At 59.5% G+C, this 25,273-nt stretch carries 21 protein-coding genes; 10 read left to right on the forward strand and 11 right to left on the reverse strand.

The window, feature by feature from the left end; genetic code table 11:
• The first annotated feature begins 2 nt into the window (after positions 1–2).
• Together AB7M22_RS18140 and AB7M22_RS18145 are read left to right on the forward strand one after the other, a co-directional pair.
• Positions 3–3,647 carry a transporter substrate-binding domain-containing protein gene (locus tag AB7M22_RS18140; RefSeq protein ID WP_454187329.1) on the forward strand — a complete coding sequence of 1,215 codons (3,645 nt, stop codon included), beginning with the start codon at positions 3–5 and terminating at the stop codon, positions 3,645–3,647.
• 49 nt (positions 3,648–3,696) lie between these two features.
• Positions 3,697–6,642 (forward strand): HD domain-containing phosphohydrolase, encoded by a 2,946-nt coding sequence (locus AB7M22_RS18145; RefSeq protein ID WP_454187330.1) that lies wholly within the window; start codon positions 3,697–3,699, stop codon positions 6,640–6,642.
• On the opposite strand, the gene AB7M22_RS18150 is transcribed toward AB7M22_RS18145, so the two are convergent.
• Together AB7M22_RS18150 and AB7M22_RS18155 are read right to left on the reverse strand one after the other, a co-directional pair.
• Positions 6,643–7,125, reverse strand: coding sequence for a GAF domain-containing protein (locus AB7M22_RS18150; protein WP_007940023.1), 483 nt, complete (start codon positions 7,123–7,125; stop codon positions 6,643–6,645).
• Positions 7,122–8,012, reverse strand: coding sequence for an ATP-binding protein (locus tag AB7M22_RS18155; RefSeq protein ID WP_007895040.1), 891 nt, complete (start codon positions 8,010–8,012; stop codon positions 7,122–7,124). Before AB7M22_RS18155 ends, AB7M22_RS18150 begins: the two co-directional genes overlap by 4 nt.
• A gap of 154 nt (positions 8,013–8,166) precedes the next feature.
• Between AB7M22_RS18155 and AB7M22_RS18160 the strand changes: the two genes are divergently transcribed.
• Positions 8,167–10,488 carry a response regulator gene (locus tag AB7M22_RS18160; RefSeq protein WP_454187331.1) on the forward strand — a complete coding sequence of 774 codons (2,322 nt, stop codon included), beginning with the start codon at positions 8,167–8,169 and terminating at the stop codon, positions 10,486–10,488.
• Here AB7M22_RS18160 and AB7M22_RS18165 read toward each other — a convergent pair.
• The 3 genes from AB7M22_RS18165 to msrB form a co-directional block, all read right to left on the reverse strand.
• Positions 10,472–10,933, reverse strand: a complete 462-nt coding sequence (locus tag AB7M22_RS18165) for a MarR family winged helix-turn-helix transcriptional regulator (RefSeq protein WP_008009390.1) — start codon at positions 10,931–10,933, stop codon at positions 10,472–10,474. The two genes, AB7M22_RS18160 and AB7M22_RS18165, sit on opposite strands and share 17 nt — an antisense overlap.
• Complete coding sequence (locus AB7M22_RS18170; protein ID WP_050681933.1) at positions 10,930–11,415, reverse strand: glutathione peroxidase; 486 nt, start codon at positions 11,413–11,415, stop codon at positions 10,930–10,932. The genes AB7M22_RS18165 and AB7M22_RS18170 overlap by 4 nt, the downstream gene beginning before the upstream one ends.
• A 187-nt stretch (positions 11,416–11,602) precedes the next feature.
• A complete protein-coding gene (gene msrB / locus AB7M22_RS18175) occupies positions 11,603–11,998 on the reverse strand; it encodes a peptide-methionine (R)-S-oxide reductase MsrB (RefSeq protein ID WP_454187332.1) in 396 nt (131 codons plus the stop codon).
• A gap of 226 nt (positions 11,999–12,224) precedes the next feature.
• On the opposite strand from msrB, the gene AB7M22_RS18180 reads away from it, so the two are divergent.
• Both AB7M22_RS18180 and htpX read left to right on the forward strand, forming a co-directional pair.
• Complete coding sequence (locus tag AB7M22_RS18180; protein ID WP_454188833.1) at positions 12,225–13,436, forward strand: pyridoxal phosphate-dependent aminotransferase; 1,212 nt, start codon at positions 12,225–12,227, stop codon at positions 13,434–13,436.
• A gap of 317 nt (positions 13,437–13,753) precedes the next feature.
• The gene (gene htpX, locus AB7M22_RS18185; protein WP_454187333.1) at positions 13,754–14,641 is read left to right on the forward strand and encodes a protease HtpX; all 888 of its coding nucleotides are present in this window, start codon (positions 13,754–13,756) and stop codon (positions 14,639–14,641) included.
• A gap of 187 nt (positions 14,642–14,828) precedes the next feature.
• Here the strand turns inward: htpX and AB7M22_RS18190 are convergent, their stop codons facing one another.
• Positions 14,829–15,485, reverse strand: coding sequence for a thiopurine S-methyltransferase (locus AB7M22_RS18190; protein WP_454187334.1), 657 nt, complete (start codon positions 15,483–15,485; stop codon positions 14,829–14,831).
• Positions 15,486–15,588: 103 nt separating this feature from the next.
• Between AB7M22_RS18190 and AB7M22_RS18195 the strand changes: the two genes are divergently transcribed.
• Positions 15,589–16,356, forward strand: coding sequence for a DODA-type extradiol aromatic ring-opening family dioxygenase (locus tag AB7M22_RS18195; protein ID WP_454187335.1), 768 nt, complete (start codon positions 15,589–15,591; stop codon positions 16,354–16,356).
• A gap of 185 nt (positions 16,357–16,541) precedes the next feature.
• Here AB7M22_RS18195 and AB7M22_RS18200 read toward each other — a convergent pair whose 3' ends face one another.
• On the reverse strand, positions 16,542–18,215 hold the full coding sequence (locus AB7M22_RS18200) for a DEAD/DEAH box helicase (RefSeq protein ID WP_007943712.1): 1,674 nt from the start codon (positions 18,213–18,215) through the stop codon (positions 16,542–16,544).
• A 110-nt stretch (positions 18,216–18,325) separates the two neighbouring features.
• Between AB7M22_RS18200 and AB7M22_RS18205 the strand changes: the two genes are divergently transcribed.
• Together AB7M22_RS18205 and AB7M22_RS18210 are read left to right on the forward strand one after the other, a co-directional pair.
• Complete coding sequence (locus AB7M22_RS18205) at positions 18,326–18,559, forward strand: hypothetical protein (protein ID WP_454187336.1); 234 nt, start codon at positions 18,326–18,328, stop codon at positions 18,557–18,559.
• An 88-nt stretch (positions 18,560–18,647) separates the two neighbouring features.
• Positions 18,648–19,439 carry a crotonase/enoyl-CoA hydratase family protein gene (locus AB7M22_RS18210; protein WP_454187337.1) on the forward strand — a complete coding sequence of 264 codons (792 nt, stop codon included), beginning with the start codon at positions 18,648–18,650 and terminating at the stop codon, positions 19,437–19,439.
• Positions 19,440–19,576: 137 nt separating this feature from the next.
• On the opposite strand, the gene AB7M22_RS18215 is transcribed toward AB7M22_RS18210, so the two are convergent.
• Positions 19,577–20,332 (reverse strand): spermidine synthase, encoded by a 756-nt coding sequence (locus AB7M22_RS18215; protein WP_454187338.1) that lies wholly within the window; start codon positions 20,330–20,332, stop codon positions 19,577–19,579.
• A 149-nt stretch (positions 20,333–20,481) separates the two neighbouring features.
• Here AB7M22_RS18215 and AB7M22_RS18220 point away from each other — a divergent pair, with 149 nt between their 5' ends.
• A complete protein-coding gene (locus AB7M22_RS18220) occupies positions 20,482–21,828 on the forward strand; it encodes a class II 3-deoxy-7-phosphoheptulonate synthase (RefSeq protein ID WP_007899909.1) in 1,347 nt (448 codons plus the stop codon).
• A gap of 201 nt (positions 21,829–22,029) precedes the next feature.
• Here the strand turns inward: AB7M22_RS18220 and AB7M22_RS18225 are convergent, their stop codons facing one another.
• Both AB7M22_RS18225 and AB7M22_RS18230 read right to left on the reverse strand, forming a co-directional pair.
• Positions 22,030–23,259, reverse strand: coding sequence for a winged helix-turn-helix domain-containing protein (locus AB7M22_RS18225; RefSeq protein ID WP_454187339.1), 1,230 nt, complete (start codon positions 23,257–23,259; stop codon positions 22,030–22,032).
• A 64-nt stretch (positions 23,260–23,323) separates the two neighbouring features.
• Complete coding sequence (locus tag AB7M22_RS18230) at positions 23,324–23,539, reverse strand: DUF1127 domain-containing protein (RefSeq protein WP_032835366.1); 216 nt, start codon at positions 23,537–23,539, stop codon at positions 23,324–23,326.
• A gap of 96 nt (positions 23,540–23,635) precedes the next feature.
• Between AB7M22_RS18230 and AB7M22_RS18235 the strand changes: the two genes are divergently transcribed.
• The gene (locus tag AB7M22_RS18235) at positions 23,636–24,490 is read left to right on the forward strand and encodes a LysR substrate-binding domain-containing protein (RefSeq protein ID WP_007899911.1); all 855 of its coding nucleotides are present in this window, start codon (positions 23,636–23,638) and stop codon (positions 24,488–24,490) included.
• Here the strand turns inward: AB7M22_RS18235 and AB7M22_RS18240 are convergent.
• Positions 24,480–25,229, reverse strand: coding sequence for a sulfite exporter TauE/SafE family protein (locus AB7M22_RS18240; RefSeq protein WP_454187340.1), 750 nt, complete (start codon positions 25,227–25,229; stop codon positions 24,480–24,482). The two genes, AB7M22_RS18235 and AB7M22_RS18240, sit on opposite strands and share 11 nt — an antisense overlap.
• Between the last annotated feature and the right edge of the window lie 44 nt (positions 25,230–25,273).

Genomic DNA, 25,273 nt, shown 5'->3' on the forward strand with positions numbered 1-25,273 from the left:
GGATGCCCAGCCGTTTCAAGGATTATCTAATACTCATGGCCGCGGGTTTATGCCTGAGCACCTCAGTACTCGCGGCTCAGACGGCCAGCGAGCACTACTCCCTGCTCAGTCGCTCGACGGCCGGGCACATGGAAGTCCAGCTGGATACCTCACAACAACAATGGGTTAAAGACAAACGTGAATTGATCCTCGGTACATCGGCCCCGGATTATCCTCCTTTCGACCTGACCCTCAGCGGCCATGACTATGAAGGTTTCACCGCCGATTACGCAGGTATCCTCGGCAAGGCCATAGGGTTGCCGGTCAAGGTTCAGCGCTTCGCATCCCGGGGGGCCGCGATCGAGGCGCTGGAAAAAGGCCAGGTCGACATGCTCGGCACCGCCAATGGGTTCGAGGCCGACAATGCCGACATTTCCCTGTCCACGCCTTATGCGGTGGATCAACCCGTACTGGTGACACGAGAAGGAGAAACCAGATCGCTGACCGATGGACTTGCCGGCATGCGGCTCAGCATGGTGTATCACTATCTGCCTCTGGATGAGGTCAGGGCGCTGTATCCGAAGGCAATCATCACCTCCTATCCGTCCTACCAGAATGCAATCAATGCGGTTGCCTTCGACCAGGCCGACGTTTTTCTCGGCGACACCATTTCAACCCACTACATGATCAACAAGGGGTATCTGAACAACATCCGCATGGCCAACTTCGGTAAACACGAAGCCCATGGTTTCAGTTTTGCCGTGCAAAAGGACAACCCGGATCTGCTCGGGATCATCAACGCGGTACTCAAGGCCATCCCCACCAGCGAGCGAGAAAACATCGCCAAACGCTGGAGTGCCGGCAGCGACATTCTTCTCACCGATCACAAACTGCAACTCAGCCACCGTGAAGAACGCTGGCTGGCACAACATCCGGTCGTGCGCGTCGTGGTCAATGAAGCGTTTGCGCCGCTGACGTTTTTTGACAGCGACGGTAACTTTCGAGGTGTCACGGCTGATCTGCTCGAGCTGATCAGATTGCGCACCGGTTTGCGTTTCGAAATCCAGCGCAGCCGAAGCGATGACGCGATGATCGAGCAGATCGCTAACCATCAGGCTGACCTGATCGCCGCCCTGCTTCCCAGCGTCCAACGTGAAACCACACTGAACTTCAGCCGCCCCTATCTGGAAAACTCCTTTGTGCTGCTGACGCGAAAAGCGGCCGACAGCCCGACAAACCTCACGCAATTGCAAGACAAACGCCTGGCCATCGCCCAAGGCAATCCACTGGTGGATTACCTGCGTAGCGAGTTTCCGCGGATCAACCTGGTTGAAACCCCGGACACGTTCAGTGCCGTGGAGCTGCTCGCCGAGGGCCAGGCAGAAGGGGCGGTGAACTCACTGGTGATCGCCAACTACTTCATCTCGTCGAGGATCTTCGAACAGACACTTCAGATCAGCACCACCATCGGCACCCGACAGGCAGCGTTTTCCCTGGCGACCGGGCGCGACGCCAAGGAACTGAATGCCATCCTCGACAAGGCACTGCTGAGCATTGCACCGGAGGAGCTGGGCATCATCAATAACCGCTGGCGCGGCTATTCAGCGGCCTCGCAAAGTACCTGGCGCAACTATCACCGTGTGTTCTATCAGATCGTTATCACTGCCGGCGTGTTACTGCTGATATCCATTGCCTGGAACGCCTATATGAGGCGCCAGATAAAACAGCGGCAAGCGGCCGAGCGCGCCTTGAACGATCAACTGGAATTCATGCGATCACTGGTCAATGGCACGCCTCATCCCATTTATGTACGTGATCGCCAGGGATTGCTGCAAAGCTGCAACGACAGTTACCTGGAAGCCTTCCGTGCAAAACGCGAAGACATCATCGGTAAAGGCGTCATACCAGGCACCCTTGGCAATGCCTTCGAAGCAAGGGAATATCAGGCGGATTACCAGCGCGTCATGGCCGAGGGGACGCCGCTGATTCTCGACCGTCCGTTGCACATCGACGACCGCAATCTAACGATCTATCACTGGATTCTTCCCTATCGCGACTCGAGCGGCGACGTGCAAGGCATCATTGGCGGCTGGATCGACATCAGCGAACGCCGGCAACTGTTCGATGAACTGCGGGCCGCGAAAGAGCAAGCCGATGCTGCCAACCGAGCTAAAAGCACCTTTCTGGCGACCATGAGCCATGAAATCCGCACGCCCATGAATGCAATCATCGGCATGCTCGAACTGACGCTCAAACGTATCGATCACAGTCATCCGGATCGGCCAGCCATCGACGTCGCGTACCACTCGGCGAAAGACCTGCTGGAATTGATCGGGGACATTCTCGATATTGCGCGCATCGAATCCGGACGTCTGAGCCTGAGCCCGGAGCGCGTCAACCTGGCTGAAACCATAGCCTCGGTGGTGCGAATTTTCGACGGGTTGGCCCGGCAGAAAAATCTCGGACTGCACCTGGAGTTCAGCCCTGCCAAACCTGCGACCGATGTTGTGTTAGACCCGATGCGCTTCAAGCAGGTGCTGTCCAACCTGATCAGCAATGCCATCAAGTTCACGCAACAAGGCCAAGTCAGGATCAGCGTCGAGTTGCAGCCGACCGACGAGCCCGACCGGGTCCAGTTGCAGTTGCGGGTTGAAGACAGTGGCGCAGGGATCAGCGAACAGGATCAACAGCGATTGTTCGAGCCTTTCGTCCAGGCCGATAACTCCGGCCAGTCAGCCCGAGGCGGTGCGGGGCTGGGCCTGGTGATCAGTCGCAATCTATGTGAAATGATGGGCGGCAACCTGCAATTGAACAGTCAGCCGGGAGTCGGCACGCAGGTCCGGGTTTCGCTGAACCTGGCCACCCTGCCGACAGAACGGATGCCGGAACCTGCCGGGCTGCAAATCCACCCGAGCACTGCGCCCTTGAACGTGCTGGTGGTCGATGATCACCCGGCCAATCGTCTGCTCATGTGCCAGCAGCTAGAGTTTCTGGGGCATCGATTCAACGTCGCAGCGGATGGCGAGGCGGGGTTCGAGGTCTGGAAGAATCAGCCATTCGATCTGGTGATTGCCGATTGCAACATGCCAATCATGAATGGATATGAGCTGGTCCGTGCCATTCGCCAACATGAACAGCACCTGCAGCGCCCTCCCTGTACCGTTCTCGGTTTCACCGCCAACGCGCAGCCGGAGGAAAGACAACGCTGCAAACTGGCCGGGATGGACGATTGCCTGTTCAAGCCCCTCAGCCTGACGGCCTTGAGCCAATGGGTCGAAAGCATCACACCGACGGTCCGCGAGCCGGCCTTCAGTCTGGAGGGGCTGCACCTGTTGACCGGTGGCAACCCGACACTGAACCAGCGATTGTTGACCGAACTGCTTAACAGCAACCGCCTGGACCGCACAGCGCTGCTGGCGTTATCCGAGTCAAAGGACCGGCAGTCACTCCTCGACATTGCCCACAAAATCAAGGGCGCGGCCCGAATCGTCCAGGCATCGCGACTGATCGACAGCTGCGAGGCGCTCGAACAGGCCTGCAATAACAGGCTCCACCACGATGAAGTGGCCGATTGCAGCAAGTCCTTGGAGCGCGCCATGCTCGAACTGGAGCAGGCATTGCAACAACAGATGGCACGCCATGACAAAAGCAGAATGAAGGAGCATTAACTATGCTTGGGGGCTGAGCAGTGTGTTAATCATCATGGAGAAAGCTGCAATGCCCAGCCCACTGCGCCCGGATCAACGCCGGTTCCCTCTGCACATCCATATCAGTGTGATGTTCACCTTCCTGTTGTTGCTGACCGGGGTGGTACTGGGCATTTTCAACTATCGGCAAACCACCCAGATCATTCTTTCCAGCAGCGAAAAGCTCTTCAACCGCATCGAGCAGGATGTCCGTCTGGACCTGCATCGCACCTATCAGCCGATCCGTCATTTGCTGAACCTGCTGGCGGACAATCCAGCGACCCAGGCGCCCGATCTTGAGCAACGCCTGGCGTTGCTCAAGCCCTTCAGCCAATCGCTCAAGGACAACTCCGATCTGGCCTCGCTGTACCTGGGCTATGGCAATGGCGACTTCTTCATGGTTCGTCCTTTGCGCACCGACGCCCTGAAAACGCTGGTCAAGGCACCGCAGACGGCGGCGTTTCAGGTATGGAGCATCGAGCACCCAGGCAGCGGTCAGATCCGCTCCCAATCATTGTTCTTCGATCAGAACCTGGCCCTCATCGGCCGTCAGGACAACCTCGACGAAACCTACGATCCCCGTACCCGCACCTGGTTCTCCAGCGCCCGCAGCGACCGTGATCAGATCACCACCGAACCCTACCTTTTTTTCTCCACCCACAACGTCGGCACCACACTGGCCCGGCGCAGTGGCGAGCATGCGGTGATGGGGGCCGACCTCACGCTGGCTGAACTGTCGGCGACCCTGGCCAAACATGTGGTGACCCCCAATACCGAAATTGTGCTGTTCGATGCCGAGGGCAATGCCATCGCCTACCCCGACAGCAGCAAACTGATCGTCGACGACCAGACTGCCCGGCTGGTCAAAGCCGCCGACCTGAGCCCCAGCCTCGCGGCCCTGCTCACAAGTCCCACCGAGGTCAATCGCCTGAACACCGCGGGCCGCCAATGGATCGTGGCGCGCAGCAGTATCCAGGAGGGTGGCCCGCAGGGACTGCAACTGGCGCTACTGGTGCCGGAGGATGAATTGCTCGTCGATGCCTACCGTATGCGCTGGCAAGGCGCATTGATTACCCTGGCGACGCTGCTGTTGTGCCTGCCGATGGGTTGGCTGACCTCGAGAGTCCTGGTCAAACCCTTGCGCGCCCTGGTGCAGGAAGCCGATGCGATTCGCAGTTTCGATTTCAATTTTCCGGCCTCCCGTCGCTCGCCGGTGCTTGAAGTCGACCAACTGAGCGTGTCGATGGCGCGCATGAAAGACACCCTGGCAAGTTTTTTCCAGATTACCGACAGCCTGAGCGCCGAGACCCGTTTCGCCCCGCTGCTGCAACGGGTGTTGTTTGAAACCGTGAAAATCGGCCAGGCCCAGGCCGGTCTGCTCTACCTGCGGGAAAGTGATGACGATCGCGTGGAGCCTCATGCGCTGGTCATTAACGGCAGCTCACAGGCATTGTCATCATTCGATATTCAAGGACACACGCCTCAGGATCCGCTGAGCCCTCAATGGATGCAGGAGCTGTCGAATACCAACAATGTTGTCAGCCACCTCGGCTTCGAACAGGCAGGGGACCTGCAGAAGGTTTTGCTCGCGCTGGAGTGCCCTCGGGTTCATCTGATCGGTATCCGGCTGCACAATCGTCATAACGAAACCGTCGGGCTACTGGTCCTGCTGCTGGCCGACAGCGGCACGCAAGACGACCTGGAAAAACTTCGCCCGGACCGCATCGCATTTCTCCAGGCGGTTTCCGGTGCAGCCGCCGTGAGTATCGAAAGTCAGCGCCTGCAAGCCAAACAGAAACAGTTGCTGGACTCTTTTATTCAACTGCTGGCTGGCGCGATCGATGCCAAAAGCCCCTATACCGGCGGGCACTGCCAGCGGGTGCCAGCACTGACGCTGATGCTGGCACGGGCTGCCGCGGCCAGTCAGGACCCGGCCTTCAGCAGCTATCGGCCCACCGAAGATGAGTGGGAAGCCCTGCACATCGCTGCCTGGCTGCATGATTGCGGCAAGATCACCACGCCTGAATACGTGGTCGACAAAGCCACGAAGCTTGAGACCCTGAACGACCGCATCCACGAAATCCGCACCCGTTTCGAAGTGCTCAAGCGTGATGCCTGGATCAACTATTGGCAGGCTATCGCGCGAGGAGGTGACGAGCAGCCTCTGGCGCAATTGCGCGATACGAGCCTGGCGGCGCTGGATGATGATTTCGCATTTGTGGCCCACTGCAACTTGGGCAGCGAGGCCATGGCCGAGGCCGATCTGCAACGCCTGAACACTATCGCCAAACGCACCTGGACCCGAACCCTGGACGATCGACTTGGGGTTTCATGGGAAGAGAACCGTCGCCAGGCCCGGACTCCGACGCCGACCCTGCCGGTCAGCGAGCCGCTGCTGGCGGATAAATCCGAACACTTGCTCGAGCGTGCCGACAGTGAACTGATCCCGGCCGACAATCCGTGGGGGTTCAAGCTCGACGTACCGCGCTACAAGTACAACCGGGGCGAGCTTTACAACCTGAGCATCACTCGAGGCACCCTGACCCGCGAGGAGCGTTACATCATCAATCACCACATGGTGCAGACGATCCTGATGCTCAGTCACCTGCCCTTCCCCGGCCACCTCAATAACGTCGCGGAGATCGCCGGCGGCCACCACGAAAAAATGGACGGCACCGGTTATCCCAAACGTTTGAAGCGCGAAGACATGAGCCTGCCGGCGCGGATGATGGCGATTGCCGATATTTTCGAAGCGCTGACCGCCGCCGATCGCCCCTACAAGAAAGCCAAATCCTTGAGCGAAGCGCTGGGCATCATGGCCACCATGTGCCGTGATGCCCACATTGACGCTGAATTGTTCGGGTTGTTCATCAACGACGAAGTCTATTTGCAGTACGCCAACCGTTTTCTCGACCCACGACAGATTGATGCGGTCGACCCGTCAAGCCTGCTGATCAAGGCCGGCTTGATGGCCTGATCAGCAGTCGGTCAGACGCAGGAAAATCGCCGCCAGTTGCTCGATACCGGCCTGATCGTCAGCGGTAAAACGCGCGAGTTTCGGGCTATCGAGGTCCAGTACACCGATCAGTCGACCGTCCTTGACCAGCGGCACCACCAGCTCACTGTTCGAGGCACTGTCGCACGCGATGTGCCCAGGGAATGCATGTACGTCTTCGACCCGCTGGGTCTGCAAGGTGGCCGCCGCCGCCCCGCACACACCGCGACCGAATGGAATACGTACACAGGCGATCTGCCCCTGAAACGGGCCAAGCACCAGTTCTTCGTTGCGATTAAGGTAGAAACCGGCCCAGTTCAGGTCATCGAGCTGGTTGAACAGAAACGCCGAAAATTGTGCGGCGTTAGCGATAAAATCACGCTCGTCCGCCAGCAGCGATTCAAGTTGTGCCCACAGCATGCCGTAGCCCTCCAGGCCCTGGCCGCTCTTTTGTAAATCGATCATGCCTTGTGCTCCAACAGCTTCAGCCCGACCCAATAACGGGCAAATTGATACGCGCAACGTCCGTTGCGATTGCCCCGGCCTGTGGCCCAGCGCACTGCGAGGATGTCCAACTCTTCGTCACGCTGCCACTCAAGGCCGGCCTTGTCGGCCAATTGGCCGATCCAATGCTCGACGACGTTAAGGAAATGCTCCTGAGTAAACGGATAGAACGACAACCACAGACCAAAACGGTCCGACAGCGCGATCTTGTCTTCCACCGCCTCACTGGGGTGGAGTTCGCCATCGACCCTTTTCCAGTTCTCGTTATCACTCTCCTTTTCCGGCACCAGATGGCGACGGTTGGAGGTGGCGTACAGCAGAACGTTGTCTGGCGCCTGTTCGAGCGAACCATCGAGCACGCTCTTGAGCACGCGGTAATCGCCCTCGCCCGACTCGAACGACAGGTCATCGCAAAACAGCACAAAGCGCTGAGGCAACTTGGCGATCTGTTCGACCACGCGCGGCAAGTCCGCCAGGTGATCGCGTTCGATCTCGATCAGCCGCAGGCCGCTCTTGGCGTGTTCCGACAGCAAGGCGCGCACCAGCGACGATTTACCGGTGCCACGCGAGCCCCAGAGCAAAGCGTGGTTGGCCGGCATGCCGTCGAGAAACTGTCGGGTGTTGCGGCCCAGTTGCTCCAGTTGCCGGTCAACGCCGATCAAGTCGGACAAACGCGTGTCCAGGCTGACTTGCAGCGGCAACAGAAAACCGCTGCGCCCCTCGCGCTGCCAGCGTGCGGCCAGGCAGTGCGTCCAGTCGATGGTTTGCCGAGGCGCGGGCAGCAGCGGCTCGATACGGGCCAGAACGGCATCGGCGCGTTCAAGAAAAGCATTCAATCGGGAATCCACGTCTTCTCCTCGGGCACGTTCACGGTAATGATGGCGGTACAACGACGAAACACAGCATCTACACCCCCTGCAGGTGTTTTGCGAGAACATCGGTATCCATTGATGATCGACTATGCTTGAGCAGCGAAGGGAAACGGAAGTGGTTCAACATCCCATGGATATCAAGTTCAGCCACCGGCTGTCGTACAAACAAGCCAGGATTACGGTGCTGGCCGGTTTCATTCTGGGCACGCTGCTCAGCCTGCTGCAAATAGGCATCGATTATGCCAGCGAAGACGCCTCCATCAACCGCGAAATACTGTCCTTGCTGGAAATCAGCCATAACCCGGCATCCCGCATCGCCTACAACATCGATGCCGAACTCGCTCAGGAACTGGCCCTGGGTCTGTTGCGCTCCCCGGCAATCATCGGCGCGCAATTGACCGACAACAACAATACCGTGCTGGCCGCCGTCAAACGTCCGGGCCTGGAAAACAATGACCGGATGATCAGCGACTTCCTGTTCGGCGCCAACCGGCAGTTCGAAGACCGCCTTTATCTCGACCACTTGCCGGAAGAATCCCTCGGGACATTGCGCCTGGAAGTCGATACCTACACCTTCGGCAGTCGTTTCCTGCGCCGGGCCGAAGTGACCCTGCTCAACGGCTTCGCGCGCAGCCTGATTCTCACAGGCATTCTGCTGGCGCTGTTTTACGTGATGCTGACCAAACCGCTGGTGCGGGTTATCCGCGAACTCAGTGGCCGTGATCCGCGCAGTGCGGAACCGACGTTGCTGGAGTGTCCGACGGGGCATGAAAACGATGAAATCGGGGTCTTGGTCGAAGTCGCCAATCAGCAGTTCGAAAATATCGCCACCGAAATCCAGCAACGACGCAACGCCGAAAACCGCCTGACTGACTACCTCTCGCAACTGGAAAACATCGTCTCGGCCCGCACCGCGGAACTCAAGGCGATCAATACCCGCCTCAGCCAATCCAACGAGGAATTGGAAGTCGCCCGCAGCACTGCGCTGGACATGGCCGAAGCGCGCTCGGTGTTCCTGGCCAACATGAGTCATGAAATCCGCACGCCCCTCAACGGTCTGCTGGGGATGATCGCGCTCTCGCTGGACGGCCCGCTCAATGCCGAGCAGCAGCAACAGCTGTCCATCGCCCATGACTCGGGCAAAGTGCTGGTGGAACTGCTCAACGATATTCTCGACCTGTCGAAGTTCGATGCCGGCCAGCTCGAACTCGAACACATTCCATTCGACCTTGGTTCGCTGATCGAAGATACCGCCAACCTGCTGTCCCAGAACGCCGCGCCGAGTGTCGAGCTGGCATGCCTGATCGACCCGCAATTTCCCGCACTGGTGCTCGGTGATCCGACCCGGGTCCGGCAGATCGTCAGCAACTTGTTGTCCAACGCCCTCAAGTTCACCCGCTTCGGGCGGGTCGATGTGCGTCTTTCAACGTTCGAAGACGGTGTGCGAATCGAAGTCTGCGACACTGGCATCGGCATCGCCCAGGACGCGCAGGTCAAGATCTTCCAGCCGTTCACCCAGGCCGGTGCCGGCATTACCCGGCAATTCGGCGGGACCGGGCTGGGCCTGGCGCTGACTTATAGCCTCTGCGAAGCCATGCAAGGGCGTCTGACGATCAGCTCGGAAGCGGGCTTCGGCAGTCAGTTCTGCGCCGACCTGCCCCTGCCCTGCCATACCCGGGCCATTTCCCCGGCAGCACTGCGGGGCAACGTCGTCGCGATTACTGCCGCCAGCAGCGGTCTGGCGGAACTGTTGAGCAGTCTGTTGCCCGGCTGGGGGCTCGACTATCAGCAGCGTTCCATCGATGACCGGCTAATCGGCCTGGAGCCGGATGTACTGATCACCGATTGTCCCGAATGCCTGTTTGGCCTGCGTCCTACCTTCACCGCGCCGATTCTGTTGGTGACCGCTTACGGCAGTTTCCTGCCCGGCGAGCAAGCCAACGCCCTGGCGCCTTTGCAGCAGCAGGCGCGGCCTTTGGCGCGCAACGCGCTTTATCAGGCATTGCGGCGGATCTTGCAGCCGGAACTCACCACGATCAACGGTGCCCGGATCGAAGCCATCTCACCCCAGCGACGCGGACGCATCCTGCTGGTGGAAGACAATCCGGTCAATCAGTTGGTGGCCAAGGGAATGCTCGGAAAACTCGGTTGCGAGGTGAGCGTCGCAGCCCACGGCGGCGAAGCGCTGGATCAGCTTGAGCAGAGCGAATTCGATCTGGTGCTGATGGACTGCAACATGCCGGTGATGGATGGCTATGAAGCCAGTCGGCAGATTCGTCGTAGCGGGCGCTGGCCACAGTTGCCCATCGTCGCCCTGACCGCCAACGCCATGTCCGAAGAACGCGAACGCTGCCGCGCGGCGGGCATGAGTGACTACCTGGCCAAACCTTTCCGCCGGGAAGAACTGGCCGCCCTGCTCGACTTGTGGATACCCACTACGACAGCGCTTTGATTTGTCCCAGCAGGTGATCGAGGCCATCGCGCAGATCATTCAGGCGATCAAGATCGACGCCGCTATCGCACAACAGCCGGGCCTTGAGCGGCCCGACCTGATCGCGCAAAGCCTTGCCGGAGGGCGACAGGCTCAAGTGCACCTCACGCTCATCGCGCGCCGAACGCTGACGCTGCACCAACTGCAGTTGCTCAAGGCGCTTGAGCAGCGGCGTCAGGGTCCCGGAATCCAGCGCCAGGCGCTCACCCAAGGCCTTGACCGTCGGCTGCTCCGGCGCCGTCTCCTGCCATTCCCACAACACCAGCATCGCCAGGTATTGCGGGTAAGTCAGGCCCAACTGATCGAGCATCGGCTTGTAGGCACGGATCACCGCCCGAGAAGCGGCGTACAGTTTGAAGCAGAGCTGACTGTCGAGCTTCAGCGAATCAACTGACAACGTGTTCATTTGAGCAGGGCTTCGATCTCGCGGCTCAGGTCCTGCGGCTTGGTCGCCGGAGCAAAGCGCTTGACCAGCTTGGCGTCTTGGCTGATCAGAAACTTGGTGAAGTTCCACTTGATGCCTTGGGAACCGAGCACGCCCGGTGCGCGCTTTTTCAGCTGAACGAACAGTGGATGGGCGTCGGCACCGTTCACTTCAATCTTCTTGAACAGCGGGAAACTCACCCCGTAATTCAACTCGCAGAACTCGGAAATCGCCCCCTCGTTGCCCGGCTCTTGCTTGCCGAACTGATTGCAGGGAAAACCGAGCACCACCAGGCCTTGATCCTTGTAGGTCTGCCACAGCTCTTCGAGGCCTTTGTACTGCGGGGTGAACCCGCACTTGCTCGCGGTGTTGACCACCAGCACCGCTTTGCCGGCGAAATCGGCCAGGGTCTTTTGCTCGCCCTTGATGGTGGTGCAAGGGATGCTCAGCAGGTTGTCGCTCATGGCACGAACTCCGAGTGAAGGAAGAAAGACCAAACATAGCGAGCAATTGAATTGTGTGCAATTTAAATTGTGAGACGCTGATCCTCTGTAGGAGCGAAGCTTGCTCGCGAAGGCGTCTTAACATTCAACACTGATGTTGACTGACCCGACGCCTTCGCGAGCAAGCTTCGCTCCTACGGGGCTCGCCTTACTCGCGGGGAACCAGGTCCAGGCACACCGAGTTGATGCAGTAACGCAGGCCAGTGGGCGGCGGACCGTCCGGGAACACATGCCCAAGGTGCGCATCGCACTTGGCGCAAACCACTTCGGTGCGGATCATGCCGTGGCTCACATCACGGATCTCGACCATGGCGCTGTCGCCGATCGGCGCGTAGAAGCTCGGCCAGCCGCAACCGGAATCGAATTTGGTCCTGGAGTCGAACAGCGGCGCGTTGCAGCAGATGCACTGGTAGACACCGTCGGTTTTGGTGCCGTTGTATTTGCCGGAGAATGGCCGTTCGGTGCCCTTGAGGCGGCAAACGTTGTACTGCTCCGGATCGAGCATTTCACGCCATTCTTCCAGGGTTTTCTGCAACTTTTCCATTGTTACACCTCAGCAGCTGAAAAAGCCCGATCTGTACCTTTTCCACGGATCGGGCGGCACGTATGATTGCGCCTCGTCAAACGCCAGTCTGGCAGCCAGACCACGTGCATTCAAACGGATTTATGAGTGCCGTCACTCAAGGCGTCAGGCCTGTGTGAATACGCAGGATTCCCAGCACGGTCGTTCATACGCCGCCTGGATCGTTCATTTTCGGGAATACATCGCCATGCAGGTCAGCAAATCGAACAAGCTCGCCAACGTCTGCTACGACATTCGCGGCCCAGTGCTCAAGCACGCCAAACGCCTGGAAGAGGAAGGTCATCGCATCCTCAAGCTGAACATCGGCAACCCGGCGCCCTTTGGTTTCGAAGCGCCGGATGAAATCCTTCAGGACGTGATCCGCAACCTGCCGACCGCCCAAGGCTATAGCGACTCCAAAGGCCTGTTCAGCGCCCGCAAGGCCGTGATGCAGTACTACCAGCAAAAGCAGGTGGAAGGCGTCGGCATTGAAGACATTTATCTGGGCAACGGCGTTTCCGAGCTGATCGTGATGTCAATGCAGGCCCTGCTCAACAACGGCGACGAAGTGCTGGTGCCGGCCCCCGACTATCCGTTGTGGACTGCCGCGGTAAGCCTGGCGGGTGGCAACCCGGTGCATTACCTGTGCGACGAGCAGGCCAACTGGTGGCCGGACCTGGCCGACATCAAGGCCAAGATCACCCCGAACACCAAGGCCCTTGTCATCATCAACCCGAACAACCCTACCGGTTCGGTGTATTCGAAAGAAGTACTGCTGGGCATGCTGGAACTGGCCCGCCAGCACAATCTGGTGGTGTTCTCCGACGAAATCTACGACAAGATCCTGTACGACGATGCCGTGCACATCTGCACCGCCTCGCTGGCACCGGACCTGCTGTGCCTGACCTTCAACGGTCTGTCCAAATCCTATCGCGTGGCCGGTTTCCGTTCCGGCTGGGTCGCCATTTCCGGCCCGAAACATCATGCCCAGAGCTACATCGAAGGCATCGACATACTGGCCAACATGCGCCTGTGTGCCAACGTGCCGAGCCAGCACGCCATCCAGACCGCGCTGGGCGGCTATCAGAGCATCAACGATCTGGTGCTGCCGCAAGGGCGTCTGCTGGAACAGCGCAATCGTACCTGGGAACTGCTGAACGACATTCCGGGCGTGAGCTGCGTCAAGCCGATGGGCGCATTGTATGCGTTCCCGCGGATCGACCCGAAAGTCTGCCCGATCCACAACGACGAGAAATTCGTGCTCGACCTGTTGCTCTCGGAGAAGCTGCTGGTGGTACAAGGCACGGCCTTCAACTGGCCATGGCCGGACCACTTCCGTGTGGTCACCCTGCCACGACTCGACGACCTGGATCAGGCGATTGGCCGGATCGGTAACTTCCTCAAATCCTATCGCCAGTAAGTGGCCTGTCACCGTGCGACGCTGCTTAAAGTCGCACGGTGATTAATTCAGCAACATATCTTTGCACCCTGCCCTGCATCGTTGTTTCAAGCGCTGACTGACGACACGTTTCATGCCCGCGCCTAACAACGGCGGGGGCCTGCGACGCTAATTGGCTGACAACCGTTTCCCATGCCGACGTCGGAAATGCCCTTCAAGCCGCTAGACTGTTGTTGTAGGACACAGTTTGAAATAGTCACTCGGTTGAATAGCCCGGTGCAGCACCTTATATACCCCGCAGTACGCTACATATTTAGCACGAGGAGATTTCTACAACCATGATGCGCATTTTGCTGTTTTTGGCCACTAACCTGGCGGTCGTGCTGATTGCCAGCATCACCCTGAGCCTTTTCGGCTTCAACGGGTTCATGGCGGCCAATGGGGTTGATCTCAACCTCAATCAGCTGCTGATTTTCTGTGCGGTCTTTGGTTTCGCCGGTTCCCTGTTCTCGCTGTTCATCTCCAAGTGGATGGCGAAAATGAGTACCAGCACCCAGATCATCAGCCAGCCGCGCACCCGGCACGAGCAATGGCTGCTGCAAACTGTCGAGCAATTGTCCCGCGAAGCCGGGATCAAGATGCCCGAAGTCGGGATTTTCCCGGCCTATGAAGCCAACGCCTTCGCCACCGGCTGGAACAAGAACGACGCACTGGTCGCGGTCAGCCAAGGCTTGCTCGAGCGTTTCTCGCCGGATGAAGTGAAAGCCGTCCTGGCCCACGAAATCGGCCACGTGGCCAATGGCGACATGGTTACCCTGGCGTTGATCCAGGGCGTGGTGAACACCTTCGTGATGTTCTTCGCCCGGATCATCGGCAACTTTATCGACAAGGTGATCTTCAAGAACGAAGAAGGCCAAGGCATTGCCTACTACGTGGCGACCATCTTCGCCGAACTGGTCCTGGGTATTCTGGCCAGCGCCATTGTCATGTGGTTCTCGCGCAAACGTGAGTTCCGTGCGGACGAAGCCGGCGCGCGCCTGGCCGGTACCAGCGCAATGATCGGCGCCCTGCAGCGTCTGCGTGCAGAACAAGGGCTGCCGGTGCACATGCCGGACACGCTGAATGCCTTCGGCATCAACGGTGGTCTCAAACAAGGGTTCGCCCGTATGTTCATGAGCCACCCGCCGCTGGAAGAACGCATCGACGCATTGCGTCGTCGGGGCTGACAGACTCCGCATCAAAAAAAAGGCCCGCAGCGATGCGGGCCTTTTTTTGTTTGTTTGATTAGTGCGGTGCTCTTCAGGGCCTCATCGCGGGCAAGCCCGCTCCCACAAGGATATGCGTTTGTCGATGCACCACCATCCCCTGTGGGAGCGGGCTTGCCCGCGAAGAGGCCAGCAAACTCAACACACCTTAATGGCTGGAAACCCGATACACCCGCTCTTCAAGCCGCGTGACACCGGCCTCAAGAAACTTCCAGCTCTCACCCAGGACGTCCTGGTCTTCCAGAATCTTCAGCGCCCACACATCGCCGAACAACCGCCGCACTTCATCATCCAGCACCGCAAACGGCGGCCCGTCCATCTGCGCCTGGTCGTAATCCAGGGTAATCAACAACCCCAGAGAATCCTTCGGCAGAATGCGAATCAAATGAGCCGCGTATTGCTCACGCATCGCCGGCGGCAGGGCAATCAACGCCGCGCGGTCGTACAGCCCGCTGCAGTCGGCGACATCGCCTGCCGTCAACTCAAAGAAATCGCCACACCACAACTCGATTGAACCGGCACGGTAGACCTTGAAGGGCCCCTGCTCACTGACGTCCGGGTCAAATTGATGCTCACTGAAGAAATCCTCCACGGCCTTTTCCGACAGCTCAATCCCCAAGACCTCATGACCTTGGTGCGCCAGCCACAACAGATCCAGACTTTTCCCACACAGCGGCACCAGCACGCGAGCGCCCTCTTCCAGGCTCAACGCTGGCCAGAACCGTTGCAGATAAGGATTCACTTCCGGCAGATGAAAGCCGATCTGATTCGACGCCCATCGTTTGTGCCAAAACTCCGGCTGCATAATTAACCCCGAAAAATTCGATCAAAAGACCCTAAAACTTATATTAGATTTAGATCAATGATCTGACTGAAGATGGTGCCATCTTACTCTCAGGAGCTCATTCATGTTCCCCAGCCTGTATATCTCTCATGGCTCCCCGATGCTAGCCCTGGAACCCGGTGCCAGCGGACCGGCTCTGGCGCGTGTGGCCGCCGCATTGCCGAAACCCAAGGCCATCGTGGTGGTTTCCGCGCATTGGGAAAGCAGCGAACTGCTGGTCAGCGGTAACCCCCAACCTGAAACCTGGCACGACTTCGGCGGCTTTCCGCAGGCCTTGTTCGAGGTGCAATACCCGGCCCCGGGCAATCCGCAACTGGCGGCGGAGGTGGTCGAGCTGCTGAAGGCCGACGGCCTGCCTGCGCGCGTCGACAGCCAGCGACCGTTCGACCACGGAGTTTGGGTGCCCTTGTCGTTGATGTATCCGCAAGCTGATATTCCGGTGGTACAGGTTTCGCTGCCCACTCGTGGTGGCCCCGCCCTGCAAACCCGTGTCGGCCATGCCCTGGCCAGCCTGCGCGAGCACGGTGTTCTGTTGATCGGCTCCGGCAGCATCACCCACAACCTGCGCGAACTGGACTGGCACGCCGGCCCGGAAAGCGTCGAACCCTGGGCCAAGGCGTTCCGCGACTGGATGATCGAGAAGCTTGAAGCGAATGACGAAGCCGCATTGCACGACTATCGTCAGCAAGCTCCGAATGCTGTGCGCAGCCATCCGAGTGACGAGCATCTGCTGCCGCTGTACTTTGCCCGCGCGGCTGGGGGTGAGTTCAGCGTGGCGCACCAGGGTTTCACCATGGGGGCACTGGGGATGGACATTTATCGCTTTGGCTGACAGGTAGACCGAGTCGCCCCCATCGCGAGCAGGCTCGCTCCCACATTGATCTGCGGCACCTGTGGGAGCGAGCCTGCTCGCGATGGGGGCGACTCCGCTCAAAAGCCGGGCAGAAACAGCAGGCAAAAAAAATCCCCGAACCAGTCAGGGATTTTTTATGTGCGATCAATCAGCTCGAGAGCGGATCAATCTTCGCGATAGCGACGCAGCTTCAACTGCTTACCGGCAACGCGAGTGTCCTTCAGTTTGGTCAGCAGCTTCTCCAGACCATCTTCCGGCAGCTCGACGAGGCTGAAGCTGTCACGTACCTGGATGCGGCCGATGGCTTCACGCGCCAAACCGCCTTCATTCAGGATGGCGCCCAGCAGGTTCTTGGCAGCGATACCATCACGCGCACCCAGCGCGGTACGGCAACGAGCACGACCTTCGGCCAATGGAACCGGAGCGCGACGCTCACGATCACCACGGTCTGGACGATCACCGGTACGCTCAGGACGATCGCCACGCGGTGCGTTGTTCGGCACCAATGGACGTTCTTTCTCGATTGCGGCCAGGGTCAGCGCCTGAGCGTTGGTTGCCTTGCGCAGCAGAGCAGCGGCCAGTGCACGCGGGGTGCAACCGATGTCGGCGGTCAGGCGATCCAGCAGATCACCGTGAGTCGATTCGGCATCAGCGACCAGCGGCGACAGGCTGTTGGTCAGTTTCTTGATGCGAGCATCGAGAACGGCCTGGGCATCCGGCAGACGAACTTCGGCAACCTTCTGACCGGTAACACGCTCGATCACTTGCAGCATGCGGCGCTCACGAGGAGTCACCAGCAGCAGTGCACGACCTTCGCGACCGGCACGGCCGGTACGGCCGATACGGTGAACGTAGGACTCAGGATCGTACGGCATGTCAACGTTGAACACGTGAGTGATGCGCGGAACGTCCAGGCCACGAGCGGCAACGTCGGTCGCCACAACGATGTCCAGACGGCCATCCTTGAGGGATTCGATCACGCGCTCACGCTGGTTCTGAGCAATGTCACCGTTCAGCGCAGCGGCTTTGTAGCCTTTGGCTTCCAGGGCACTGGCCAGGTCCAGGGTCGCTTGCTTGGTGCGCACGAACATGATCAGGGCGTCGAAATCTTCCACTTCCAGCAGGCTCAATACAGCCGAGGTCTTCTGGTCAGCGTGAACCAACAGGTGAGCCTGTTCGATCGCGGTAACGGTCTGAGTCTTGGTCTGGATCTTCACGTGTTGCGGATCGCGCAGATGGCGTTCGGCAATGGCACGGATCGACTGCGGCAGGGTGGCCGAGAACAATACGGTCTGACGGGTTGCAGGCAGTGCCTTGAAGATAACTTCGAGGTCGTCCATGAAACCCAGTTTGAGCATTTCGTCCGCTTCGTCGAGAACCAGGTGGTTCACGGTAGCCAGGACTTTTTCGTCACGACGCAGGTGGTCGCACAGACGGCCCGGCGTGGCGACAACGATCTGTGCGCCATTACGGATTGCTTTCAGTTGTGGACCCATAGGGGCGCCGCCGTAAACGGCCACAACGGTAACGCCCGGCATTTGCTTGGCGTAGGTTTCGAAAGCGGTTGCTACTTGCAGCGCCAACTCACGGGTTGGCGCCAGGATCAGGGCTTGCGGCTCGCGCTTTGCAGGATCGATGCGGTGCAGGATCGGCAGGGCGAACGCGGCGGTTTTACCGGTACCGGTTTGCGCCTGACCAATCATGTCGTGACCGGCCATGATGATCGGGATCGATTGCTGCTGAATAGCCGAAGGCTCTTCGTAGCCGGTCGCAATGACGGCTGCAAGAATATTCGGATTAAGATTAAAAGCGGCGAAGCCGCCGGTTTCCTGGGTCATGGGTCTGCCTCTAAGTGCATCCGCAAAGACCCATGCTCCAAAGCTGCGCATGCCGTGTAAGACTCAAGAGTCGCCCTGGCTGCTTTGTCGGCGGGGATTTGCGAAAACGAATGAATGAAAAAGATTCGTCAAGGAAGAGTCCGCTGTGCGGACGTGCAGCCGAAGCTGACTTCGGGGAATTGCGCTACCTAAACGCGGCCCGGTTAAAGGCCGGCGCGCACTATACCGGAATTAGCCCAAAAAGGGAGCTTTTTTTATCGGAAAAAACCGGCGTACGCCGTTGTGTCATGGGCTTTGCGGATAATCGTGCGACGGTCTATTTTGCAAAGGCCCGGCCCTGCTGACGATGGCGCTAAAACGGTTCACTCTTGTGACGCAGACCTTTGGTCTCACATATCCCTTCCCGCCCCTTCCCGCCCGAGGAAATGTCCCATGAATCAGCCCAGCCCCAGTCGTGTAACCCGTGAACGACATGGTCATGTCCTGATGATCGGCCTGGATCGGGTGGCCAAGCGCAATGCCTTCGACCTCGACCTGCTCAACGAACTCAGTCTGGCCTATGGAGAGTTCGAGGCCGACAGCGAGGCGCGGGTGGCGGTGGTGTTCGGTCATGGTGAGCATTTTACTGCCGGGCTCGATCTGGTCAGCGCCGGCGCGGCCCTGGCCGAAGGCTGGCAGGTACCGCCCGGTGGCTGTGACCCGTGGGGCGTGCTCGCCGGCCCCAGGGTCAGCAAACCGGTGATTGTCGCGGCTCAAGGCTACTGCCTGACCGTTGGCATCGAGTTGATGCTGGCTGCCGACATCAACCTGTGCGCCAGCAATACCCGTTTTGCCCAGAAGGAAGTGCAGCGCGGGATCTTCCCGTTCGGCGGCGCCACTTTGCGCCTGCATCAGGTCGCCGGCTGGGGCAATGCCATGCGCTGGCTGCTCACCGGCGATGAATTCGACGCCCATGACGCCTTGCATCTGGGGTTGGTACAGGAGGTCATGGCCAGTGAGGACTTGTTGCCGCGGGCAATTGAACTGGCTGAGCGGATTGCCCGGCAGGCACCGCTGGGGGTTCAGGCAACGCTGATGTCTGCCCGGCAGGCACGCTATGAGGGTGAAATGGCGGCAGCTCAGGCCTTGCCGGCGCAGGTGAAAAAATTGCTGAATAGCGAGGATGCCAAGGAAGGTGTGCGGTCGATGATCGAGAAGCGACCGGGCGTTTTCAAAGGGGTTTGAGGATGTATTGACAGGAAGGAAGCCTTCGCGGGCAAGCCTCGCTCCTACAGGGTTAGGTCGTTCACATTGCCGTAAACGACACAAAACCTGTAGGAGCGAGGCTTGCCCGCGAAGAGGCCCTAAAGGCCAACCACTCTCTACGTCGCCGGCCGAATCGCTTTGATCAACGACTGCAACGAATACCCCAATCGCGGCGCCAGGCCTTCAGCGCGTGCGATCAGCCCATCCATGTCCAGTTCCTGATCCAGCTCCGATGGCACGATCAGAATCACGTTGCCCTCCTTCACTGGCAGCTCCCAGTAATGCCGGTGATAGAGGCCGCGCAACAACGCCGCCCCCAACGGTCTGCCATCGTCGGTGGCCCACTGGTTGATCACCAGCCAGCCACCCGGATTCAAACGCTTCTGACAGTTTTCCAGAAAACCCCAGGCCAGATGCCCGACACCCGGCCCGACATCGGTATAGAGGTCGACGAAAATCAGATCGGCCGATTCAGCCGTATCGAGCAATTCCAGGGCATCGCCGACGCGGATGTACAGCCGCGGATCGTCATCCAGCCCGAGGTACTCGATGGCCAGGCGCGGCACATCGGGGCGCAGCTCGATGGCTTCGACGTCTTCCAGTGGCAGGAACTTGAGGCAAGCCTGAGTCAGCGTGCCGGCGCCGAGCCCGAGGAACAGCGCGCTTTCCGGCTGTTCGTGGCACAGCGCGCCAATCAGCATCGCCCGGGTGTAATCGTACTCGAGCCAGCTCGGGTCAGCGGTGAACACGCAGCTCTGTTCGATGGCATCACCGAACTCCAGAAAACGGTAATCGGCCACTTCCAGCACGCGAATCACGCCGAACTCGTCCTGTACCTCGGCGAGCAGATGCTCGACGCGCTCCTCAGTCATTTCGTCTCCTGATCGTTACCGGGCCCGGTAACGTAATAAACCGCAGGGTTGAAGCGGCAAAGGCGCGATTGTCCGCGAAGCGACGGGAACAGGTCACGCACTAATTGCTGATAACATAACCGTCCGAGCGTAAAACACTAGAGACTGCAATGAGCCAACCCTGGAGCCCTGACAGCTGGCGCGCCCTGCCGATCCAGCAACAACCTCAATACCCCGACGCGGCGCATTTGCTGCACGTCGAGCAAACCCTGGCGAGCTATCCGCCGCTGGTGTTTGCCGGTGAAGCCCGGGAGTTGCGCCGTCAGTTCGCCGAAGTCACCCAGGGCCGGGCATTTCTGTTGCAGGGCGGCGACTGCGCCGAAAGCTTCGCCGAATTCTCCGCCGCGAAAATTCGTGACACTTTTAAAGTGTTGCTGCAGATGGCGATCGTCATGACCTTCGCCGCCGGTTGCCCGGTGGTCAAAGTCGGGCGCATGGCCGGCCAGTTCGCCAAACCCCGTTCGGCCAACGATGAAACCATCAACGGCGTGACGCTGCCGGCCTACCGTGGCGATATCGTCAACGGCATTGGTTTCGACGAAAAAAGCCGTGTACCGGACCCGGATCGCCTGCTGCAGTCTTACCACCAGTCCACCGCAACCCTGAACCTGCTGCGTGCCTTTGCCCAGGGCGGCTTTGCCGACCTGCATCAGGTGCACAAGTGGAACCTGGACTTCATCGCCAACTCGGCGCTGGCCGAGAAGTACAGCCACCTGGCCGACCGCATCGATGAAACGCTGGCCTTCATGCGCGCCTGCGGCATGGACAGCTCGCCGCAACTGCGCGAAACCAGCTTCTTCACCGCCCACGAAGCGCTGCTGCTGAACTACGAAGAAGCCTTCGTGCGTCGCGACAGCCTGACCAACGACTACTACGATTGCTCGGCCCACATGCTGTGGATCGGCGACCGTACCCGTCAACTGGACGGCGCGCACGTCGAATTCCTGCGCGGGGTGCACAACCCGATCGGCGTGAAGGTCGGCCCGAGCATGAACCCCGAAGACCTGATTCGCCTGATCGATGTGCTCAACCCGGACAACGACCCGGGTCGCCTGAACCTGATTGCGCGGATGGGCGCGAACAAGGTCGGCGATCACCTGCCGCAGCTGATCCGCGCAGTGCAGCGCGAGGGCAAGCAGGTGCTTTGGAGTTCCGACCCGATGCACGGCAACACCATCAAGGCCAGCAGCGGCTACAAGACCCGCGACTTCGCGCAGATCCTTGGCGAGGTGAAACAGTTCTTCCAGGTTCACGAGGCGGAAGGCAGTTATGCCGGCGGCATCCACATCGAAATGACCGGGCAGAACGTCACCGAATGCATCGGCGGCGCGCGGCCTATTACCGAGGATGGGTTGTCGGACCGTTACCACACTCATTGCGACCCACGGATGAATGCCGATCAGTCGCTGGAATTGGCGTTTTTGATTGCTGAGACGTTGAAGCAGGTTCGGCGGTGAGTCAGTAGGTTTTTTTATTGCCTGACAGGCCGCCATCGCGGGCAAGCCCGCTCCCACAATGACCGCGTCGTTCACAAATTATGTGTTTGGCACAAACCCTGTGGGAGCAAACTTGCCCTCATCCTGAATGACCCTGCCGTTCACAAATTATGTGTCCGGCACGAACCCTGTGGGAGCGGGCTTGCCCGCGATGGCGTCGGCTCAACCACCCTCAATCTGTGCCAATGCCACCCGCAATCTTGCTGCACTCGCCCGCGGGCAATTCAATTGAATCTGCGCCAGCCCCAACCAATCCGCCATCCGCCGCAGATTGACCGCCAACGCCAACATCCCCGCCTCATCCAGCCCCGGTTCTTCCTCATGCACGGCATGCACCGCCAACCGGCCCAACGCTCGCTCGGCCCGTAAGTCGACCCGCGCGGCAATCCGCTCATGGTGCAAAAACGGCAATACGTAATAGCCGTAGATGCGCTTGTGCTGCGGCGTATAAATCTCCAGCCGATAACGGAAATCGAACAATCGCTCGGTACGACTACGTTCCCAGATCAGCGAATCGAACGGTGAAAGCAACGCACTGGCCTCGACCTTGCGCGGTACTTTCGGCTCTGCCAGGCAATAGGCCGGTTGTCGCCAGCCTTCAACCTCACACACCAGCAGATCACCTTCCTCTACCAACTCTGCCAGACGCGGCCGGCTGTCTGCCGGGCTCAGGCGAAAATAATCCCGCAGGTCCTTTTCCGTCGCCACGCCCAACGCATTGGCGGCATGTAGCAACAGCCCGCGCTGAGCCTCGGCCTCGTTGAGCAAGGGCTGCTGGAGAATCACCGAAGGAATCACCCGTTCCGGCAAGTCATAAAGCCGTTCGAACCCGCGCCGGCCGGCCACGGTCACTTCACCGGCAGCGAACAACCATTCCAGCGCATGTTTTTCCGCGCTCCAATCCCACCACGGCCCTGCCCGCTCCTGACGGGTCGACAAGCTGCCCGCCCCCAGCGCACCGAGTTCCTGAACCGACGCCAACACGCGGCGAATCGTGTCCTGCTGCTCACGACCGAAGCGCGCCAGTTGCTGATAGATGTCTTCACCGCGGGTCGCGCGCCGCATGCGCCAGCGCATCAAGGGGTACATCGACAAGGGCAATAAAGACGCTTCGTGGCCCCAGTATTCGAATAACGTGCGTCGACGGCCCTGGCTCCAGGCAGCCTGATCGAGCAAGTCGGATGAATAATTGCCAAGACGGGAAAACAAGGGAAGGTAGTGCGAACGCACCAACGCATTGACCGAATCGATCTGCAGAATGCCCAGGCGTTCGATCAGCCTGTTGAGCTGAACCGCTTTGATCGCCGTCGGCGGCTGGCGCCCGTTGAACCCTTGGGCAGCCAGCGCCAGACGCCGAGCCTGTTTGAGGGAAAAAGACAGTGTGGCGGGCATGAGCATCTCCTTGTCTGCTCGCAACCTACCTCACCCGCAAGTGGTTTGTGTAGCGATGGCATCATCATTTATGCATCGGATCATCCCAGAACGGTCTTACCGTCTCATGCTCCACATCCGCACGGCTCACGCCGATATCCTTCAGTGCTTCGTCGCTCAAGCTCGCCAACATTTCCCGCTCACGGTGAAGTTCGTACCAGCGACTAAACTTGTGCAGCAGATCAGATACCGCGTGGATCGAGAATTTTTGTTCCGTTACATGCTCGTTGTGACCTTTCATCGTGTAGCCCTCCTTTAGGGATGGCCCAAGTCTCGCGCCAGCGCTAAGATCAATCCAACGAATGTTTCTGATGGCATACATCTCGGAGATTGATGAATGTCCGCCTACCCCAGTATCGACACCGATGTACTGCGCACCTTCGTCGCGATCGCCGATCAGGGCGGTTTTACCCGCGCCGGTGAAATGGTCAACCGCACCCAGTCGGCGGTGAGCATGCAGATGAAACGCCTGGAAGAAGACGTGCTGCAGCGCCAGCTGTTCGAACGCGACGGGCGCCAGGTCAAGCTGACCGCCGAAGGCCAGGTATTGCTGGGCTATGCGCGGCGCATCCTCAAACTCCACAGCGAAGTCTTCAATACCCTGCGCGAGCCGCACATGGTCGGCACGGTGCGCATCGGCACGCCCGACGATTACGTCATGCGTTTTCTGCCGGGCATCCTGTCGCGCTTTGCGCAGTTCTACCCGCTGATCCAGATCGAGGTTCATTGCGAATCGACTCGGCAACTGTTGCAGCGCCAGGACCTGGACCTGTCCATCGTCACCCGCGAGCCGGGTAACGAGATTGGCCAACTGCTGCGCAAGGAGCGTTTTGTCTGGGCCGAAGCCCAATGCTTCAGCGCCCATGAGCAAACACCGTTGCCGCTGGCGATGTTCAACAGCGATTGTTTCTGCCGCCTCTGGGCATGCAATGCCCTGGATGCCATGGGCCGCGACTACCGGATTGCCTACAACAGCTCCAGCCTGTCGGCGTTGATGGCCGTGGTCAGCGCGGGCCTGGCGATCACCGCGCAGCTGGAAAGCCTGATCACACCGGACATGCGCATCCTCGGCGCCAACGAAGACCTGCCGCTGTTGCCGGAAGCCAGCATCATGCTGATCCGCAACCTGAACAACCCTTCGCCGATCACCGAATGCCTGGCCGAGCACATCGTCGAAGGTTTCAAACTTTAAACGCGAGCATCACCGCACAGACCACCAGAAAACCACAGAACAGCCCGCGCAGGAGCCGCTCGGGCAATGCGTGGGCAATTCTCACGCCCCAACTGATGCTCATCAATCCACCGACCGCCAACGGCACACCAATCGCCCAATGCACCTGATGATGCACCGCATAAGTCGCCAGGGTGACGCCCGTACTCGGCAACGCCAGCGCCAGCGCCAACCCCTGGGCAACCACTTGAGTGGTACCGAACAGGCTGGTCAACACCGGCGTTGCCACCACCGCCCCGCCCACTCCAAATAATCCGCCCATCGTCCCGGAAGCCGCGCCGAGCACACCCAGCCACGGCCAGGAATAGCGCATCTGCGAAGAGGCCGGTGCGTTGGTGGTGAACATTCGCATCAGGTTGTAGACCGACAGCGCGATCAGGAAAGCGACGAAGCCCAAGCGCATGGTTTGCGCATCGATACCCACCGCCCAGATCGAACCGATCCAGGCAAAGCAGAACCCCATCGAGGCCAGTGGCAGCGCATGCCGCAATTCGATGCGATTGCGCTGGTGATAGCGCCACAGCGCCAGCATCACGTTCGGCACCACCATCACCAGTGCAGTGCCTTGGGCAATCTGCTGATCGAGACCGAACCACACGCCCAGCAGCGGGATCGCGACCAACCCGCCACCAATGCCGAACAGGCCGCCGAGGGTTCCCAAGGCCGCGCCAAAAACCAGATACAACAAGAACTCAATCACAGGCGATTTCCTTTTGTCAGGCTGTTCATCCTACGCAGTCGGCT

The organism is Pseudomonas sp. ADAK2 TE3594 (genome assembly GCF_053628675.1).

What these genes read in the sequence shown, in the direction of transcription:
- AB7M22_RS18140 (WP_454187329.1), top strand. Translation starts at nt 3, where the DNA reads ATGCCCAGCCGTTTCAAGGATTATCTAATACTCATGGCCGCGGGTTTA.
- AB7M22_RS18145 (WP_454187330.1), top strand. Translation starts at nt 3,697, where the DNA reads ATGCCCAGCCCACTGCGCCCGGATCAACGCCGGTTCCCTCTGCACATC.
- AB7M22_RS18150 (WP_007940023.1), bottom strand. Translation starts at nt 7,125, where the DNA reads ATGATCGATTTACAAAAGAGCGGCCAGGGCCTGGAGGGCTACGGCATG.
- AB7M22_RS18160 (WP_454187331.1), top strand. Translation starts at nt 8,167, where the DNA reads ATGGATATCAAGTTCAGCCACCGGCTGTCGTACAAACAAGCCAGGATT.
- AB7M22_RS18165 (WP_008009390.1), bottom strand. Translation starts at nt 10,933, where the DNA reads ATGAACACGTTGTCAGTTGATTCGCTGAAGCTCGACAGTCAGCTCTGC.
- AB7M22_RS18170 (WP_050681933.1), bottom strand. Translation starts at nt 11,415, where the DNA reads ATGAGCGACAACCTGCTGAGCATCCCTTGCACCACCATCAAGGGCGAG.
- msrB (WP_454187332.1), bottom strand. Translation starts at nt 11,998, where the DNA reads ATGGAAAAGTTGCAGAAAACCCTGGAAGAATGGCGTGAAATGCTCGAT.
- AB7M22_RS18180 (WP_454188833.1), top strand. Translation starts at nt 12,225, where the DNA reads ATGCAGGTCAGCAAATCGAACAAGCTCGCCAACGTCTGCTACGACATT.
- htpX (WP_454187333.1), top strand. Translation starts at nt 13,754, where the DNA reads ATGATGCGCATTTTGCTGTTTTTGGCCACTAACCTGGCGGTCGTGCTG.
- AB7M22_RS18190 (WP_454187334.1), bottom strand. Translation starts at nt 15,485, where the DNA reads ATGCAGCCGGAGTTTTGGCACAAACGATGGGCGTCGAATCAGATCGGC.
- AB7M22_RS18195 (WP_454187335.1), top strand. Translation starts at nt 15,589, where the DNA reads ATGTTCCCCAGCCTGTATATCTCTCATGGCTCCCCGATGCTAGCCCTG.
- AB7M22_RS18200 (WP_007943712.1), bottom strand. Translation starts at nt 18,215, where the DNA reads ATGACCCAGGAAACCGGCGGCTTCGCCGCTTTTAATCTTAATCCGAAT.
- AB7M22_RS18205 (WP_454187336.1), top strand. Translation starts at nt 18,326, where the DNA reads ATGAATGAAAAAGATTCGTCAAGGAAGAGTCCGCTGTGCGGACGTGCA.
- AB7M22_RS18210 (WP_454187337.1), top strand. Translation starts at nt 18,648, where the DNA reads ATGAATCAGCCCAGCCCCAGTCGTGTAACCCGTGAACGACATGGTCAT.
- AB7M22_RS18215 (WP_454187338.1), bottom strand. Translation starts at nt 20,332, where the DNA reads ATGACTGAGGAGCGCGTCGAGCATCTGCTCGCCGAGGTACAGGACGAG.
- AB7M22_RS18220 (WP_007899909.1), top strand. Translation starts at nt 20,482, where the DNA reads ATGAGCCAACCCTGGAGCCCTGACAGCTGGCGCGCCCTGCCGATCCAG.
- AB7M22_RS18225 (WP_454187339.1), bottom strand. Translation starts at nt 23,259, where the DNA reads ATGCCCGCCACACTGTCTTTTTCCCTCAAACAGGCTCGGCGTCTGGCG.
- AB7M22_RS18230 (WP_032835366.1), bottom strand. Translation starts at nt 23,539, where the DNA reads ATGAAAGGTCACAACGAGCATGTAACGGAACAAAAATTCTCGATCCAC.
- AB7M22_RS18235 (WP_007899911.1), top strand. Translation starts at nt 23,636, where the DNA reads ATGTCCGCCTACCCCAGTATCGACACCGATGTACTGCGCACCTTCGTC.